We start from the raw sequence: 18701 nt of genomic DNA, 5'->3' as shown, positions 1-18701 counted from the left end.
TAATTACTGCATTAAAATTCCTTCTAAAAAATTCATGAGGAGGAATCACTCTCCCCATGAATAAAATTTCATTTGCTGCTATTGAGCTTTCCCTGCATCTTGAATTCCTTGTAACATATCTTTTTTAGCTTGAGCTCCCATGTCAGTTGTAATGAATTTAGAGAATAAAGGAGCTAATTTATTTTTATTAAATCCATCTGGTAAATTAGTAAATGCCCAAGGGATTGTTTTTCCTGCTTTATTATATTCAGATATTGATCTATTCAATGGATTGTCACTTTCAACAGTAAAGTTATTAAATGCAGGAATCATATCCATATTCTTAACTAAGGCTTCTTGACCAGTTTTACTAGAAACCATCCAATCTAAAAATTCTTTTGCATCTTTATTAACCTTAGAATCTTTGTTAACTACCCAATACATTGGAACTCCTACTGGAATAGCTCCACTTACCTTTGGATCATTATTAATTGCTAATGGAACAAATCCCATATCGAACTTTGCATCTAATTTCTTTAAATCTGAAGCGACCCAGTTACCTTGATGTAAGAATGCAGTTTTTCCAAGCGCAAAATTACCAACTTGAGTAGCATAATCAATAGTATCTAGTGCTTTTCCTCCACCATATTTGCATAATAACTCAACTAAATTCATCCAGTCATTAAATTGCTTGTTGTTAACTATATCTGCCTTACCTGCAAGATAATCTTTTGTAAATTGAGTTGGATTATCTTGTGCTGCTAAAGGTATATTAAATGTATGATTGCCAGTAACCCAAAACTCTTTTGTTGTATAAGATACAACATTATCAATTCCTAATTCAGCTTTCTTACTATCTAATTTTTCAAAGGCTGCTTTTAATTTATCAAAGGTATCTAGAGACTTTGGATCTATACCTGCCTTGTCCAATATTTCCTTATTGTATAACAATCCATAACCTTCTGTTGCGGCTGGCATACCGTATACTTTTCCATCGATTTTAACTGTATCAAGTGTACCTTTAACAGCATCACCTACCCACTTTTCTGAACTCAAATCATCAATTTTGTGCTTCCATGTCTCATAGTCTCCAGCTCCTTGAATCATAAATATATCTGGTTCAGTACCTTTTTGAAATTCTGCCTTTAGTGATGCACCATAGTCAGCTCCTCCACCAACAGAAGTGACTTCAACTTTTACACCTTTTTCTGCTTCATACTTTTTAGCTAATTCTTGAAGTGCATCATTAATTTCAACTTTTAATTGATAAACTCTAACTGTCTTTCCACTTCCAGAAGCACTTGAATTTTGATCACTTGTACTAGTTGATGATGTTCCACATCCAACCATAGTTCCAACTAATAATGTTGAAGCCAATATAGACGATAATATTTTTTTTGTTTTCATGTAAATACCCCTCCACATATCTGATTTTTATTAATCAGTTTTTAAAATATAGAATAATATTTTTATATAACATATGTCTAAAATGTTTATTTTGAACATATAATGTTATCTTTTATATCGAAGTTTTCGCAACCGTTTGCGAAAACTTCAAAAAAATTTAGCTTTGATGATTGCATAACATCTAGCTTTTTAAATCTTCTTCCTACCTGAGATTAGTATAACAGTCCAAGAAAACTTTTACAAATATTTATTCTTATCATTTTAGGGCAAATTATTCAATTTTTCTTTAATTTATTATCATTTGCTTTAATATAGTTTATTTCTCACAAAACCGTTTGCATAAACTTTTTGCTCATCCTTATTCATTTATAAGCAACATCTTTTCCTGTCTTGTCATTTGCTTAATTTCATATTCCCTTTTCATAGCATCTCTTTTATCTTCAAACTGTTCGTTATATACTAATTTCACAGGACCTCTTCCTCGCGTATACTTCGCTCCCGTACCATTCGAATGCATTTCAATCCTTTTATCCAAATTATTTGTCCATCCTGTATAGAATGTTCCATCTGAACATTCCACAATATATACATAGTTCATTTATATCCCTCTTAATTTATATACTTATTCTAAGGTTTATTATATCACAAAAGAAAGTCAAGCTCTCCATAGAGAGCTTGACTTTCCAAAAAAGTGTTTTTAGAACTAATCTACTTTAGCTGTATCAATCCAGCTCATCATTCCTCTTAATTCTTTACCAACCTTTTCAATTGGATGCTCAGCTTCCATTCTTCTTCTTGCATTGAAACCAGGTCTATTAGTTGCATTTTCTAATAACCAATTCTTAGCAAATGTACCATCTTGAATTTCAGTAAGCACTTTCTTCATTTCTTTCTTAGTTTCATCAGTTATTATTCTCTTACCGATTTGATAATCTCCATATTCAGCAGTATCTGAAATTGAATATCTCATCATGCTTAATCCACCTTGATATAATAAATCAACTATTAGTTTCATCTCATGCATACATTCAAAATAAGCATTTTCTGGTGCATATCCAGCTTCTACTAAAGTTTCAAATCCAGCTTTAATAAGTTCTGAAACACCACCACAAAGTACTGCTTGTTCTCCGAATAAATCTGTTTCTGTTTCATCTTTAAAAGTAGTTTCAAGAACACCAGCTCTTGCTCCACCTATTCCATTTGAATATGCTAAAGCATATTGTTTTGCTTTTCCTGATGCATCTTGATGTATAGCAATTAAGCAAGGTACTCCTGCACCTTCTGTATATGTTCTTCTTACTAAATGACCTGGCCCCTTAGGTGCAACCATAAATACATCGACATATGTTGGTGGTTTGATTTGTCCAAAATGAATATTAAATCCATGTGCAAATACTAATGCATTTCCTTCTTCTAAGTTTGGAGCTATTTCTTCATTATATATTTTAGCTTGTTTTTCATCTGGTAAAAGAATCATAATTAAATCTGCTGCTTTAGCTGCTTCTGCAACAGTTGCAACCTTTAATCCAGCTGCTTCAGCTTTAGCCCAAGACTTACTTCCATTATATAAGCCAACTACAACATCTACTCCGCTTTCATGTAAATTTAATGCATGTGCATGACCTTGGCTACCATAACCTACTATAGCAACCTTCTTTCCTTTTAATAAATTTAAATCTGTGTCCTTTTCATAATACATTTTTGGCATTTTAATGACCCTCCTAATTATTATTAATATCTTCTTCACTTATTATTTGATTAATTGGTGCACCAGGTGCAACCATAGGAAAAACTTTTTTATCTGTATTTATCATATAATCTATAAGAACTGGTTCATTCGAGTCCAGAGCTTTTCTCAAAACCTCATCTATCTCTTCTACTTTAGTTATTCTAAATGCTTTGGCTCCAAAAGCTTCAGCAAGTTTAACATAATCTGTTGGTCTATCCAACGTTGTTTCAGAATATCTTCCTTCATAGAAGAAATTTTGCCATTGTCTAACCATCCCTAAACAGTTATTATTCATTATCACTTGTATTAATGGAAGTCTATTTTTAACAGCTGTAGCTAACTCATTACAGTTCATTCCAAAACTACCATCACCAGCAATGTTTATAACCCTTTTGTCTGATCTGCCAATTTGTGCTCCAATTGCTGCCCCAAGTCCATATCCCATTGTTCCAAGACCACCTGAAGTAATGAAGCTTCTTTCAGCTTTAAATTTGAAATATTGCGCTGACCACATTTGATGTTGCCCAACTTCAGTTGATATTATAAAATTATTGTCATTTAATTTGTTTAATTTATCAAAAAGCAATTCTGGATTTAGTTCATCAGTTGAAGGTATTTTCATATCTTCTTTTAAGCCACTAACTAAACTTATCCATTCTTCATTTTTCTTTTCATCAATTAATGGAGTTAATTTATCTAGTGCAACCTTCAAATCTCCTACAATACAGGTATCAACTTTTACATTTTTATTTATTTCTGCTGGATCTACGTCAATTTGTAATACCTTAGCATTCTTAATATGATTTTGATTACTAATAACCCTATCACTAAACCTAGCTCCAAGTGTTATTAACAAATCACATTTAGTTGCTGCTATATTTGACGCTTTTGTCCCATGCATTCCTATCATCCCTGTATAAAGTTCATGATCATTAGGAAATTCAGCCATACACATAAGTGATGTTGATACAGGTGCTTTTATTTTTTCTGCAAAATTTATTAATTCCTGAGTTGCTCCTGAAATTCTTATACCTCCACCAGCATAAATAAAAGGTCTTTTGCTTTGATTTATTAATTCTATTGCTTCTTGTAAAGCTTTATCAGTAATATAATCTGCTTTTCTAATTACTTCTTTAGGAATAAGTTTTGTATATTGAGTCTTCTCAGCTGTAACATCCTTAGGAATATCTATTAATACAGGTCCTGGCCTGCCTTCTTGTGCTATATAGAAAGCCTCTCTAATTACTTCTTGAAGTTTATTAACATCCCTTACAATATAATTATGCTTCGTTATAGGCATTGTAATTCCAGTTATATCAACCTCCTGAAAGCTGTCCTTTCCAAGTAACGGCTTAGCTACATTTCCTGTAATAGCTACCATTGGAACTGAATCCATATATGCTGTAGCAATTCCCGTTACTAAATTAGTTGCCCCTGGACCTGAAGTTGCAAGGCATACTCCGACTTTACCTGTAGCTCTTGCATATCCATCAGCCGCATGTGCTGCTCCTTGCTCATGGCAAGTTAAGACATGGTGAAGCTTATCTTTATATTTATATAGTTCGTCATATATATTTAATACAGCGCCTCCTGGGTATCCAAATATAGTCTCTACTCCTTCATCAAGCAATGACTTTATTAAGATTTCAGCCCCTGTTAACAACATTGTATTCACTCCCCCCTTTATTCAGTTATGAGTTAGGAGTTCACAGTTATGAGTTGTGGAGGAAATTTATTCGTAATCTTCATTTTTTCAGTTATCATACGCCTCATAAAATTACGAAAGTAATTTTCCCTCAAACTCATAACTCCTAATTCATAACTCTTAACTACTTAAGAATTGCTCCTTCTGCTGCTGAGCTTACAAGTTTAGCATATCTAGCTAGATATCCTTCTTTAACTTTTGGCTCTAGTGGTTTAAACTTCTTTCTTCTTTCTTCTAATACTTCCTCAGAAACCATTAATTCAAGTTTTGCATTATTTATGTCAATTGAAATAATATCCCCATTTTCAACTAATCCAATAACTCCTCCATCAGCTGCTTCTGGTGAAACATGCCCAATAGAAGCTCCTCTTGTTGCACCACTGAATCTTCCATCAGTTATTAAAGCTACTGATGAATCAAGTCCCATCCCTGCAACGGCTGCTGTTGCTTGAAGCATTTCCCTCATTCCTGGGCCACCTTTTGGTCCTTCATATCTTATAACAACAACATCCCCTGAAACTATTTTCTTTCCAAATATAGCTTCTAAAGCTTCTTCTTCAGAATTAAATACTTTAGCAGGACCTTCATGTGCTAACATTTCAGGCAAAACTGCTGCTCTTTTTACAACAGCTCCATCTTTAGCTAAATTACCTCTAAGAATTGCAATTCCTCCAGTTTGGCTAAAAGGATTATCAATTGGTCTAATTACTTCATAATCCTTAACTTGAGCTCCCTTAATATTTTCTCCAACAGTCTTTCCTGTAACCGTCATACAATCTAAATCTAAAACATTTTTCTTAGAAAGTTCATTAAGTACTGCTGAAATCCCACCAGCAGCATATAATTCTTCAATTTGAACATCAGATGCTGGAGCTAATTTACATAGGTCTGGAGTCTTCGCTGATAAATCATTTATAATATCTAAATTCATTTCAACCTTTGCCTCGTTTGCTATTGCAGTTATATGAAGAACACTATTAGTTGAACATCCAAGTGCCATATCAGCTTTTAATGCATTCTGAATACTTCTCTCATTGATTATATCTCTTGGCTTAATATCTTTTTTAAGCATTTCCATAACGGCCATACCAGCTTTTTTGGCAAGTCTTATTCTCTCTGAAAATACTGCTGGAATTGTTCCGTTCCCTGGTAATGCAATTCCTAATACTTCACATAAACAGTTCATCGAATTTGCAGTAAACATTCCCGAACATGAGCCACAAGTTGGACATGCACAATTTTCTAAATCACACAATTCCTTTTCATCCATTGTTCCATTTTCATATGCACCAACAGCTTCAAACATAGTTGTAAGGGAAATACTTTTATTTTTATGTTTTCCTCCAAGCATAGCACCACCGCTTACTACAACTGATGGAATATTAACTCTTAGAGCCCCCATTACCATTCCAGGGACTATCTTGTCACAGTTTGGTACAAATACTAAAGCATCAAATGCATGTGCTTTAGCCATACATTCTATCGAATCTGCAATAAGTTCTCTAGTAACTAAAGAATATTTCATTCCTTCATGCCCCATTGCTATTCCATCACATACACCAATAGCAGGGAATACAAGTGGAGTTCCACCACTCATTAAAACACCCTTTTTTACTGCTTCAACAATTTTATCTAAATTAATATGACCTGGAATTATATCATTTTGTGCAGAAACAATTCCAATTAGTGGTCTTTCTATTTCTTCATCAGTTAATCCTGATGCTTTTAACAAGGATCTTTGTGGCGCCCTAGTAGGGCCCAATTTCATAATGTCGCTTCTCACGCTATATTCCTCCTATTTAATTGATTTTATGCTCAGCAACCATGTTTTTGAAAAAACTCTTCAGTATTTTCTCCATTTCAATAATAATTGCCAATTATGCTTCTATTTTTTTACAAACTAATTTCCCCATTTCAACTGTTCCAACTTTTTTCTTTCCTTCTGTCATTATATCTCCAGTCCTATAGCCATCTTCAAGCACTGCTAACACTGCGTTTTCAATAACCTTAGCTTCCTCATCTAATGAAAAGCTGTATCTAAGCATCATAGCTGCTGAAAGAATTGTTGCTAAAGGATTAGCGATTCCTTTCCCTGCTATATCAGGTGCACTTCCATGAATTGGTTCATACATTCCTAATGTTCCTTCTCCAAGAGATGCTGAAGGCAACATTCCTATTGATCCAGTTACCATGCTAGCTTCATCTGATAATATATCTCCAAATATATTTGAAGTTACAATTACGTCAAATTGATTTGGGTCCTTAACCAATTGCATTGCTGCATTATCAACATATAAATGATTTACTTCAACTTCTGGATAGTCTTTAGCCATATCATTTACTACGCTTCTCCAAAGTCTTGAACTTTCTAGTATATTTGCTTTATCAACACTTGTAAGCTTCTTATTTCTCTTCATTGCTGTTTCAAATCCAATTTTAGCAATTCTAGTTATTTCTTTTACATTATATCTTTCAGTATCATAAGCACTTTTTACACCATCAACTGTTTCTAGTCCTCTTTCACCAAAATAAATTCCACCAGTTAATTCTCTTACTATACAAATATCAATTCCATCTTTAACAATGCTATCTTTAAGTGGTGATTCATTTTTTAATGGTGCATATAAAACCGCTGGTCTTAAATTGCAATAAAGATTTAGGGCCCCTCTTAAACCTAATAATGCTTGTTCTGGTCTTATTTTAGCCGTAGGATCATCCCATTTTGGTCCACCAACAGCCCCTAGTAAAACGGCATCACTTTTTTTACATATTTCTAAAGTTTCCTCTGGAAGTGGTGTTCCCTCTTTGTCTATAGCACAGCCTCCAGCTAGAACATATTCATAATCAAATCTATGCCCAAACTTCTCCCCAATAATTTTTAAAACTTTTATTGTTTCCTCTATTACTTCAGGGCCTATTCCATCCCCTGGTATTACAGCTACATTATATTTCATTATAAAAATCCCCCTTTTGTAATTTTCTGATTCTTATTGCTTATTTGAAAATTCACTCAATTTAACGTTCTTCTATTATTATCTCTTTATTCAAAAATTATATCAATATAAAGCATTCATATTTTTACTTATTTATTTCTTATATATCCTATTAGTCCATCATTATCGATAATTTTTTGCATAAACTCCGGAAATGCTTCACCTTGATATTCTTGATTTTTTGATAGATTTTTAATTAATCCTGTTGAAAAATCTACTTCTAATTCATCCCCTGCATCAATATTTTTTACAGCTTCCTCACATTCCAAAATTGGTAATCCAATATTGATTGAATTTCTATAAAATATTCTTGCAAAAGTTGATGCAATAACACAACTAACTCCAGCAGTTTTAATTGCTAGTGGTGCATGTTCTCTTGAAGAACCACATCCAAAATTTTTATTAGCAACAATTATATCTCCATCTTTTACATTTTTCACAAAATTAACATCTATGTCTTCCATACAATGCGCAGCAAGCTCTTTAGCATCTGATGTGTTTAAATATCTTGCTGGGATTATTACATCTGTATCTACGTTATCACCATATTTAAATACTTTTCCTTTTACGCTCATTACTAATACCTCCTAGACTAATTCTGGGTCTGTTATTTTTCCAGTCAATGCAGATGCTGCTGCTACAGCTGGACTTGCAAGATATACTTCTGATTCAACATGTCCCATTCTTCCTACAAAATTTCTATTTGTTGTTGATACACATCTTTCACCTTTTGCTAAAATCCCCATATGTCCACCTAAGCATGGTCCACAGGTTGGTGTTGAGAATACTGCACCAGCTTCAACTAAATCTTTAATAATTCCTTCTTCTAAAGCCTGTAAGTAAATCTTTTGAGTTCCAGGAATCACTATACATCTAATTCCTTTCTTTACTTTCTTTCCTTTTAATATATCTCTAGCTATTCTTAAATCAGAGATTCTACCATTAGTACAAGATCCAATTACTACTTGATCAACTACTACATCTCCTGTATTGTCAATTGTTCTTGTGTTATCTGGAAGATGTGGAAATGATACTGTTGGTCTCAATGTACTTAAATCAATTTCAATAACTTCATCATATTCAGCATCTTCATCCGCTTCATAAACCTTCCATTCTCTAGTTGCATGTTCTTTTAAGTATTCAATAGTTTTATCATCAACAGGAAATATTCCGTTTTTTCCTCCTGCTTCAATTGCCATGTTAGCCATTGTGAATCTATCATCCATTGAAAGATATTCTAATCCATCACCCACAAACTCCATTGATTTGTATAATGCTCCATCAACACCAATCATCCCAATAATATGCAATATTATATCTTTTCCACTTATCCACTTGGCTGGTTTATTTTTAAGCACGAATTTTAAAGCTGATGGTACTTTAAACCAACATTTTCCTATAGCCATACCTGCTGCCATATCAGTTGAACCAATACCTGTTGAGAATGCGCCAAGTGCACCATAAGTACAGGTGTGCGAATCAGCCCCTATGACTACATCTCCAGCAACAACTAATCCTTTTTCAGGAAGTAAGCAATGTTCAATTCCCATTTCTCCTACTTCAAAAAAATTCTCAATCTCCATCTTTTGAGCAAATTCTCTAATATATTTAACTTGCTCTGCTGCTTTTATATCTTTGTTAGGAGTAAAGTGATCAGGCACTATTGCAATTTGACTTTTACTAAAAACTTTATCTGTCCCAAACTTTTTAAATTCATTTACAGCTACTGGAGTTGTAATATCATTTCCTAAAACTAAATCAAGATTCGCCTCTATTAATTGTCCTGCCTTTACAGTTTCTAAACCTGCATGTGCTGCTAAGATTTTTTGTGTCATTGTCATTCCCATTTTAATCATCTCCTTAAAAATATGCTTTTACTTTTCTTTCAATATCTTTTATCAATTTATATTCTATAGAGTCTACTAATGCTATCCAACTGGCTTGAATTACATCTCGGGATACCCCAACTGTACTCCAAGTTTCAATTCCATCTGTTGACTCAATTAAAACTCTTACCTTCGCTTCTGTTGCACTTTCTGAATCTAGAACTCTAACCTTATAATCCACAAGCCTTGCTTGCTTAATCTCTGGATAAAATACTTCAAGCGCTTTTCTTATTGCTTTATCTAGTGCATTTACAGGCCCTTCTCCTTCTGCTGCTGTCATCTCACTTTTCCCATCAACTGTAATATTTATCACAGCTGTTGATGAAAATTCTTCTGAACCATAAGGCTGCTCACCAATAATCTTAAAATGATTTAATTGAAAGAAAGGTTTATATTTCCCAATAATTTTTCTTATAACTAGTTCAATTGTCCCTTCTGCGCCTTCAAATTGATACCCTTCATACTCTAATTCCTTTAATCTATCTGTAATCTTTTTAACAGAAGTATCATCTTTAGATATATTAGGGAAAATCTTTTGTATTTCTTGTAGTATTGTACTTTTTCCACTAACTTCTGAAACCAAAAATCTTCTTTTATTTCCAACCAACTCTGGTGCTATATGCTCGTATGATTTTGGTGCTTTGGTTATTGCATCTATATGCATTCCACCTTTATGAGCAAATGCAGAATTCCCTACAAAAGGTTTTTGATCCACTAATGTAACATTGCATATTTCTGATATATATCTTGCAGTCTTAGTTAAATTTTCTAAATTTCTATTATTTAATATCTCATAGCCGAGCTTTAATTTTAATGCTGGTATTATTGCACTTAAATTAGCATTTCCACACCTTTCGCCTATTCCAATAAAAGTACCTTGAACTTGAGTGGCCCCTGCTTCTACTGCCATAATTGAATTTGCCACTGCCATTCCCATGTCATCATGACTGTGAATACCAATTTCTATTGCAATTTGCTCTTTCACAGCCTTAGTTATATCATATATCTCCTTTGGCAAAGTTCCTCCATTAGTATCACACAGCACAACTACATCAGCCCCTGCTTCTTCTGCTGCCTTTAAAGTTTCTAGCGCATAATTCTTTCTTGCTTTATATCCATCATAAAAATGTTCAGCATCAAAAATTACTTTTTTCCCATTTTCACATAAATATTTAATTGTATCTTTTATCATATTAATATTTTCATCCAATGATGTTTTAATAATATCTGTCACTTGAAAATCCCATGACTTTCCAAATACAACAATTACCTCTGCACCTGATGCTAATAAATCTTGTAGATTCTTATCATCTTCCACATTAATATTAGGTCTTCTAGTTGATCCAAACGCCGCCACTTTGGAATTTTTAAATTGTATATCCTTAAGTCTTTTAAAGAATTCCATATCCTTAGGATTTGAACCAGGATTTCCAGCTTCTATATAATTAATATTCATCTCATCTAACACTTTTACTATTTTTATTTTATCTTCTAATGAAAATGAAATTCCTTGGCCTTGCGCTCCATCTCTTAAGGTAGAATCAAATATCTTGACCTGCTTCATTTATCGTATCCCCCTTCCACTCTTATTGCTATATTGCCTTTGCTTCTAGTTTAGTCATTCACTAATAGTTTTCTGATGAATTCTTTATAGTTTTTTCTCCCCTTTGAAGTGCTGTAACCCCAGTTCTAACTAGCTCTTCAATTCCATATTCCTCCATCAGGTTAATTAATGCTGATATTTTATTTTCATCCCCAGTTAATTCAATTGTTAAAGTATCTGTAGATAAATCAATTATCTTACTTCTAAAAATTTTTACAGTTTCATTTATAGCTGCTCTATTTTCTGCATTTGCTTTTACCTTTATTAGCACTAACTCCCTATAAACTGATTCATCAGCTTTAAAATTCACAACTCGTATTACATCTTCTAATTTATTTAATTGCTTTTTTACTTGTTCTAAGGTGTTTTCATCTCCCATTAAGGTAATTGTCATTCTTGAAATTGATGGTTCTTCCGTTCTGCCTGCAGTTAAGCTTTCAATATTATAGCCTCTTCTTGAAAACAACCCGCTAACTCTACTTAAAACACCAGATGAATTTTTTACCAGTACTGATAACACATACTTCTCCATTTACTTCCCCCCTTAAAAATGGTTAAAAAAATCCACCCTTAATGATATGAATCATAAGAAGTGGGATAATATTCCGCCTTATATAATATCACTAGGTTCCAACAAACCCTTGCATATAACGGATGCACACCGGATATCTTTTACTCGAGAAATTTACCTTCTCTTTCTGGATTCTGCTCAGGAGTGATAATTCTAAAGCTAAAGTATCGATTCTCACCAACCATCGACTCTCTGCAACTTGTCTGCTAAACAATTGTCTCCATCATAGCATTTTTTAACGTAAGGACATATTAAGTTTTCTTGTTAGATAGAATTTTACTCTCCGTTTTTACTATTGTCAATATTTTCGTAATATATTTTTCATTCTTGTTTTTTTATTTGCAAAAAGCACATCTTAATTATTTATTCATTAATTTTTTAGCTATTTTTTTATTATTTTATTAATCATTTTATCATTTATTTGATTATATATATTAATTATCAAATATATTTTAATAAATTAAATATATCCATTTTATACTATTAGTATATAAAAATTACATTCTACTAATGTAATCTCCAAAATCCTCCATATATTCAACTTCTTGAATATCTGCTAAAACTGTATCTAAACTATAATCATATATATTAAATTCAACCTTGGCTTCACATAATTTTGAAATTATTTCTTCTTTTTCATCTTCAAATACTAACTCCTTATTAATTGCATTAATGAAGGCTTCAGTTTTGTATATTTCACATTTTGCTCCTTCCTCAGCTCCTAATTGAGTAAATACAATAAATCTAGGTTGATCACCTCCTATTTCCGTCGCATCTACAAATCCATCCTTGTGAATAACATCATCATATTTCCATTCATAGTATATATTTATATACGCTTTCGCTCCTTCTATATCATTAAATCCTTTACAATTTCCACTTGGCATCACTACTAAATACTCATTATAAGGTTCTTTATCCATTAATCATTCCACCTCCAACTTCTAAAGAATATAACCTCTTATTTTTCACTTTATGTTATAGTTCTTACTTTTATTTTTTACAATGACTAAATAATAATTCCTTGAAAATTATTCTTATTATCATTTTTATTGTTAAAATAACTTTTAGTTAGAAGTAATAGATAAATGTTACTAATTAAACTTTTCTATACACTCTATTCTTCCTTATCAAACTGTTTTTTATAACTTAACGGACTTGTACCTACATATTTTTTAAATTTACTATGGAAATAGTCTATATTTTTATACCCTATTTTTTCACAAACCTGATATACTTTAAGATTATCATCTACCAATAATAACTTCGCTTTTTCTATTCTTATCTTATCTAAATAAGTATTAAAACTTTCACCTTCAATACTTTTAAAAAGTTTTCCTAAATACGCACTATTGTAATTAAATATTTCAGCTAAACTTTCTAATTTTATGTCCTTATAATAATTTCTATTTATATAACCAGTCACTCTTTTTATAATATTATCTGAAGAATTTGTCCCAATTTGATTTGAAATATCAGTAAAATTTTTAATCAAATAATCTATTGTGCTTTTCAAACTTAATTGATTATATATGTTTTTTATTATTTCCTCATTATTTATTATTTTGATTTCACTCGAATCATAATCATTAATTAACTTTTCTTTTAGTTCTATAAAGATTCTTGTACTATACGCTTTTATTTCCTCTTCCAAGTATCCCTCTTTTATAATTGCTGCTTCAATATTTCTAAACTCTATTTCTATTTGTTCTAAATCATTAACTTCGACAAAACTATATATTTTAAAAACAACTTCATTGAGATCCACTTTAATATTATTAAAATTTAATTCAATATTGTCTTTTGAAATTATTCCTTTTTCCAAAAATATAAATCTCTTTTCCATAAGTTCCTTTGCTTCATTATAAGCACTTCTTATTTTATTTATCTTATTAACTGGAGTTCCTATAGTTATAAAAATTGGATTTTCCACTTCCTGATCTAATTTTGATTTTACTGCATCTAATGTCTTAAATACCCTCTCTTCTTTAAAACCTTTGAATAAAATTAAAATTAAGTCTTCGAATTTTACTATATCTACATCTCCATGATTTTCAAGTTGTGTCTTTACAAACTCCTCCAAATTAAACAAATTATTTTTTTTATTTCTTTGATTAAGCATTAAGACTACTTGAAACCTATCATAATTATAATAACTTGAATTTAATTCATCTTCTTTATCAAAGTTGTACTTCTCATCTAAAATCATTTCTTGCAAATTAGCATAGTGTACTACCGTCTTTTTTAATGCCCATCTTTTTTCAGTTTCTATTTCTTTCTTTAATTTTAATAGAATATCCATTAATTCATCTTCATCAACAGGCTTTAAGATATATGATTTAACTCCATATTTTATTCCTGTTTTAGCATACTCAAAATTAGAATATCCACTTATAATTATAAATTTTCCAGTGAATCCAGCCTCTATAGTTTCCTTAATTACATCCGTTCCAAGCTTTCCTGGAAGTTTTATATCTATTAATACTATATCAGGCTTCAAGTTAATTATCTTATCATATCCATCTTCTGCATCTTGTCCTTCACCACATACCTTAAACCCATTTTCCTCCCAAGAAATTATTTTTCTGAGACCTAGTCTAACATTAGGTTCATCATCTATAATTAAAACATTCAACATTTAAAATCCCTCCACTTTCACTATATAGGAAGAAATAAAGTGACGATTGTCCCTTTTCCAAATTCACTTTCTATATTCATCCCATATTCTCCTCCATAGTACATTTTTATTCTTTGGTTTACATTCATTAATCCAATACTTTTCCCATTATTTTCTTCAAAGCAATCTAATTTTTTATTTATTTCTTGTAATCTTTCTAATTTGATTCCTACTCCATCATCACAAATCTTTACTATTAAAAGTTTCTCTTTTATAAATATATTAATTATAATAGTACCTTTATTTCTTTTTTCTTCTAATCCATGAATAAATGCGTTTTCTACAACTGGTTGAAGTAACAATGGTAATATTTTATAGCTCTCCGTATCTATATTATCTTCTATATTCATTTCATAACTAACCATGCCTTCAAATCTCATGGATTGAATTTGAAGATATCCTTCTATAAGCTCCAACTCAGATTTAAGTGTAACTTCCTTACCACTAACTTCAAGATTTCTTCTCATTATTTTCCCTAATTTTTTCACTATATCAGCTATTTCTTTATCTCCATTGCAGAAGGCTTTCATTCTAATTGTCTCCAATGTATTATACAAAAAGTGAGGATTTATTTGATTTGCAAGCATCTTAAATTCTGCTTCTTTTTGCCTTAATTTAAGTTGTTCTTTTTGTATTTCTCCTAGATAGACTTCATTAATTAATTTATTAATACTTTCAACCATAATATTCAAGTCATCATATAGTTGTCCTATTTCATCATTACCATCAATCTTCGTCATTATATAAAAATCTCCGTTAACTACTCTATGCATTTCTCTTCTTAACAAATCAATTCTATTTGATATATTCTTAGAAAAATATATTATCATTATTATTGCTAATATAATGGTTGCTGTAATTGCAATTATACTATTAATAATAACCTTATTAGTTTGATCTGTGATTTGAGCTATAGGCAAGACTGTAACGACTTTAAAATTATTTTCTAGTGTTTTCTCTATTTTAAATGAATTTAAAATTAAATAGCTATCTTTATCATTAAATTTAGTCTTTAATACATTAATTTCATTAGATTGTGTATTATATTTAAGTAGTTGCTTCTTATCAATTTGATAAGAATTTTTTAATGAAATCACTTCCCCATCTAAAAGTATCATGTTATTATCTGGTTCTGTACTTATTAGATCATTTAATATACTAGGATTAATATTTATAACTAGCACACCAACTAATGCTCCATTATTATCCTTTATACTCCTAATTAATGATAAATATTCATGTCCTGTAAATTCATCTGTAGTATATCTCCATGCTATTTTACCACTATTGCTTACAGCTTTTTTATACCAATCTTCAGTTCTTACTTTGTCTGAAACTCTTAGTATTTCAGTATTTCCAAGGATTGTGTCATTATCTACATATACAGTTATACTTGAAAGTTCCCTATAATATTTTAGATAATTTCTGAGTACAGGATAATTAGAATAAGTATTTATAACTTCTCCATAAGTTTGATATCTATTTTTTAAAATTGAAATTAATTTTTCGTCTGAATACGCCAAATCAGATACCTTTGTTGTTAAATTAAGTACTTCTTCTAATCTATTTCGAATTGTATCAGAATTATTTTCTGCATTCTCTATTGCCCTATTTACAATTACATTTGTCATTTGTGTTGTTAAATATGTTCCAACTATTAATGCAGTTGCAATGGTTACTATTAAGTATGTATATATTAGTTTATTTTTTATTTTTATATTATTTATTATAATTCTTATATTTTTTTTCATAGTTAATCCTCTCCAGTAAATATGGAATTATTTAGAAAACATTTGTTATAACATTATACATCACTTCGTGTATTTTAAAAATATTTTACATAGTAACTAAAAATCCACTACCTGGTATATATAATTGTACCCAACAGAAAAACTCCATTCTCTATTGGGTACAATTTTAAAGTTCTATAGCATTTCCATTTAATAGCTATTGTAATACTCTATTTACTATTTAAATTTATAGCTTGATTCCAAATTAATTTCACCATTTAATCTTATATCTTCAGAAGAACTTCCAACAAAAATCTCAAAAGTCCCCCTTTCAACTGTCCATTTTTTATCTTCTACACTATAAAATGCTAATGCTTTTTTATCTAATTTAATTTCAATTTCCTTGATTTCACCAGCTTTTAGATATACCTTATCAAAGCCCTTTAATTCTATTTTAGGTCTTTCTACTGATGCCTCTGCATCTTTTACATAAACTTGAACAGTCTCTGCTCCATCTATATGGCCTGTATTGGTTAATTTAAATACTGCTGATATATCAACATCAGCTACTTCTTCGTTAACTGATATTTTTAAATCTTCATATTTAAAATTTGTATATGAAAGTCCATGTCCAAAGCAGAATAGAGGTTTTACGTCATAAGTTGAAAAATATCTATACCCAACAAAAATACCTTCAGTATATTTAACTTTCTCACCACCAGGGAACTCTCCTATTTTATGTGCTGGAGAATCTTCTAGTTCTCTTGGGAAAGTAACTGGTAATTTACCTGAAGGATTAACATCTCCAAAAAGTATTTCTGCTAATGCAGTACCACCTTCCATTCCGTTATACCACGTTTGGACTACAGTCGCTGCATTATCTATCCATTCAGTCATTTTTACTGGTGCACCACTAAGCATAACTACAACTGCATTTTTATTAACTTCCAATACTCTATTAATAAGCTCATCTTGATTATATGGAAGATCCATATCAGTTTTATCATATCCTTCACTATCAACATAACGCTTTATTTCTTTATCTTTTGATACTGTAAGTGCATTGTTTTCTAATTCCATATCTTCAGCCGTATGCTTTAATCCACCTATTATAACTACTGCATCTGATATTTTAGCTAATTCAACAGCCTCTTCTATTAATTTTTCCTTCTCTGATTTATCAGCACTATATCCTTTAGCATATTTAACTTCTGTTTGTCCACCTAATCTTGTTTTAATTCCTAATAATGGTGTAACTTCATATAAGGCTTTTATTTCAGCACTTCCACCACCATTGGAGTGCATTGTATTTGCATTTTCACCAATTACTGCTAAAGTTTTTATTTTACTATCTTTTAATGGTAATACATTATTTTCATTCTTAAGAAGAACTATTGATTCTCTAGCAATATCTAATGTTTTTTCTCTATGTTTAGGTAAATTATACCTTCCACTTTTTCTATCATCAGAAAAAATATTTATCTTATACATTAATCTTAAAATTCTTCTTATTTTGTCATTAATTACTTCTTCACTTATTTTGCCTTCTTCAACAGCCTTAATTAATGGTTTAGCAAAGAAATATTCATCAAAATTGTATGTTACGTTCATTTCTATATCCATACCAGCTATAGCAGCTTCTACAGTATCATGTATTGCTCCCCAATCTGATACAACAACTCCATCAAAGCCCCATTCATCTTCCAATATTTCTTTTATTAAATATTCATTGTGGGAACAATAGTATCCAAAAAGCTTATTATAAGCTGTCATTATTGAATAAGTATTTCCCTCTTTTACTGCGGCCTCAAATGCTGGTAGATATAGTTCTTTTAAAGTTCTTTCATCCACTTCTACTTCAATCTTTAATCTTTCAGTTTCCTGATTATTTACTGCAAAATGTTTTACACAAGCTGCCACATCATTATTTTCTTGAACTCCTTTTATAAAAGGCACTGCTAACTTACTTATTAAATATGGATCTTCAGACATATATTCAAAGTTACGTCCACATAAAGGACTTCTCACAATATTAATTCCAGGCCCAAGTATAATATCTTTCCCTCTTCCTCTTGCTTCATTTCCTAAAACTCTACCTGCTTCATGGGCTAAGTTAACATTCCAAGTGGAAGCTAAAGCTGTATTGCATGGAAGATATGTAACATAATCATCTGAATTTCCAATTGGCATCCAGCTATCATCTGGGAATTCTGCTCTTACTCCCATTGGCCCATCAGACATTTTTATTGGAGGTATATTTAATCTTTTTACTCCTTCAGTTCTGAACAAGCCATTCCCATGACACATCGCTACTTTTTCTTTAAGTGTTAATTCCGATATTATTTTCTCTATTTTTTCTTCATCTATCAATTCATTTTTATCCATCACTAACCTCCTAAATATTTGATGCTTTTAATACTG

General features: G+C 31.1%; 14 protein-coding genes. All 14 read right to left on the bottom strand.

Annotated features, from left to right (window positions below; translation table 11 throughout):
* Nucleotides 1-78 precede the first annotated feature (78 nt).
* Nucleotides 79-1386, bottom strand: a complete 1308-nt coding sequence (locus CSPA_RS01400) for an ABC transporter substrate-binding protein (protein ID WP_015390427.1) — start codon at nucleotides 1384-1386, stop codon at nucleotides 79-81.
* Nucleotides 1387-1744: 358 nt separating this feature from the next.
* Nucleotides 1745-1984 (bottom strand): GIY-YIG nuclease family protein, encoded by a 240-nt coding sequence (locus tag CSPA_RS01395; RefSeq protein WP_015390426.1) that lies wholly within the window; start codon nucleotides 1982-1984, stop codon nucleotides 1745-1747.
* 105 nt (nucleotides 1985-2089) lie between these two features.
* On the bottom strand, nucleotides 2090-3094 hold the full coding sequence (gene ilvC / locus CSPA_RS01390) for a ketol-acid reductoisomerase (RefSeq protein ID WP_015390425.1): 1005 nt from the start codon (nucleotides 3092-3094) through the stop codon (nucleotides 2090-2092).
* 13 nt (nucleotides 3095-3107) lie between these two features.
* Nucleotides 3108-4781: a biosynthetic-type acetolactate synthase large subunit gene (gene ilvB / locus CSPA_RS01385; protein WP_015390424.1), complete on the bottom strand. Its 1674-nt coding sequence runs from the start codon at nucleotides 4779-4781 to the stop codon at nucleotides 3108-3110.
* A gap of 163 nt (nucleotides 4782-4944) precedes the next feature.
* The gene (gene ilvD, locus CSPA_RS01380) at nucleotides 4945-6603 is read right to left on the bottom strand and encodes a dihydroxy-acid dehydratase (protein WP_015390423.1); all 1659 of its coding nucleotides are present in this window, start codon (nucleotides 6601-6603) and stop codon (nucleotides 4945-4947) included.
* 94 nt (nucleotides 6604-6697) lie between these two features.
* Complete coding sequence (gene leuB, locus CSPA_RS01375; RefSeq protein ID WP_015390422.1) at nucleotides 6698-7774, bottom strand: 3-isopropylmalate dehydrogenase; 1077 nt, start codon at nucleotides 7772-7774, stop codon at nucleotides 6698-6700.
* Between the two features lie 128 nt (nucleotides 7775-7902).
* A complete protein-coding gene (gene leuD, locus CSPA_RS01370; RefSeq protein WP_015390421.1) occupies nucleotides 7903-8388 on the bottom strand; it encodes a 3-isopropylmalate dehydratase small subunit in 486 nt (161 codons plus the stop codon).
* A 12-nt stretch (nucleotides 8389-8400) separates the two neighbouring features.
* Nucleotides 8401-9666 (bottom strand): 3-isopropylmalate dehydratase large subunit, encoded by a 1266-nt coding sequence (leuC, locus tag CSPA_RS01365; protein ID WP_173682158.1) that lies wholly within the window; start codon nucleotides 9664-9666, stop codon nucleotides 8401-8403.
* A 7-nt stretch (nucleotides 9667-9673) separates the two neighbouring features.
* Nucleotides 9674-11263 (bottom strand): citramalate synthase, encoded by a 1590-nt coding sequence (gene cimA / locus CSPA_RS01360; protein WP_015390419.1) that lies wholly within the window; start codon nucleotides 11261-11263, stop codon nucleotides 9674-9676.
* A gap of 61 nt (nucleotides 11264-11324) precedes the next feature.
* Entirely contained in the window at nucleotides 11325-11834 is a 510-nt protein-coding gene (gene ilvN / locus CSPA_RS01355; RefSeq protein ID WP_015390418.1) for an acetolactate synthase small subunit, read from the bottom strand.
* A gap of 536 nt (nucleotides 11835-12370) precedes the next feature.
* Nucleotides 12371-12796 carry a hypothetical protein gene (locus CSPA_RS01350; protein ID WP_015390417.1) on the bottom strand — a complete coding sequence of 142 codons (426 nt, stop codon included), beginning with the start codon at nucleotides 12794-12796 and terminating at the stop codon, nucleotides 12371-12373.
* Nucleotides 12797-12990: 194 nt separating this feature from the next.
* Nucleotides 12991-14511: a response regulator transcription factor gene (locus tag CSPA_RS01345; RefSeq protein ID WP_015390416.1), complete on the bottom strand. Its 1521-nt coding sequence runs from the start codon at nucleotides 14509-14511 to the stop codon at nucleotides 12991-12993.
* Nucleotides 14512-14531: 20 nt separating this feature from the next.
* Nucleotides 14532-16301 carry a cache domain-containing sensor histidine kinase gene (locus CSPA_RS01340; RefSeq protein ID WP_015390415.1) on the bottom strand — a complete coding sequence of 590 codons (1770 nt, stop codon included), beginning with the start codon at nucleotides 16299-16301 and terminating at the stop codon, nucleotides 14532-14534.
* A 216-nt stretch (nucleotides 16302-16517) separates the two neighbouring features.
* A complete protein-coding gene (locus tag CSPA_RS01335; RefSeq protein WP_015390414.1) occupies nucleotides 16518-18665 on the bottom strand; it encodes a glycoside hydrolase family 3 C-terminal domain-containing protein in 2148 nt (715 codons plus the stop codon).
* Nucleotides 18666-18701 lie beyond the last annotated feature (36 nt).

The sequence above is a fragment of the Clostridium saccharoperbutylacetonicum N1-4(HMT) genome (genome assembly GCF_000340885.1).
GTDB lineage: Bacteria > Bacillota > Clostridia > Clostridiales > Clostridiaceae > Clostridium > Clostridium saccharoperbutylacetonicum.
Note: the sequence above shows the minus strand (reverse complement) of the source record. Positions and strands in the feature narration are given on the sequence as shown.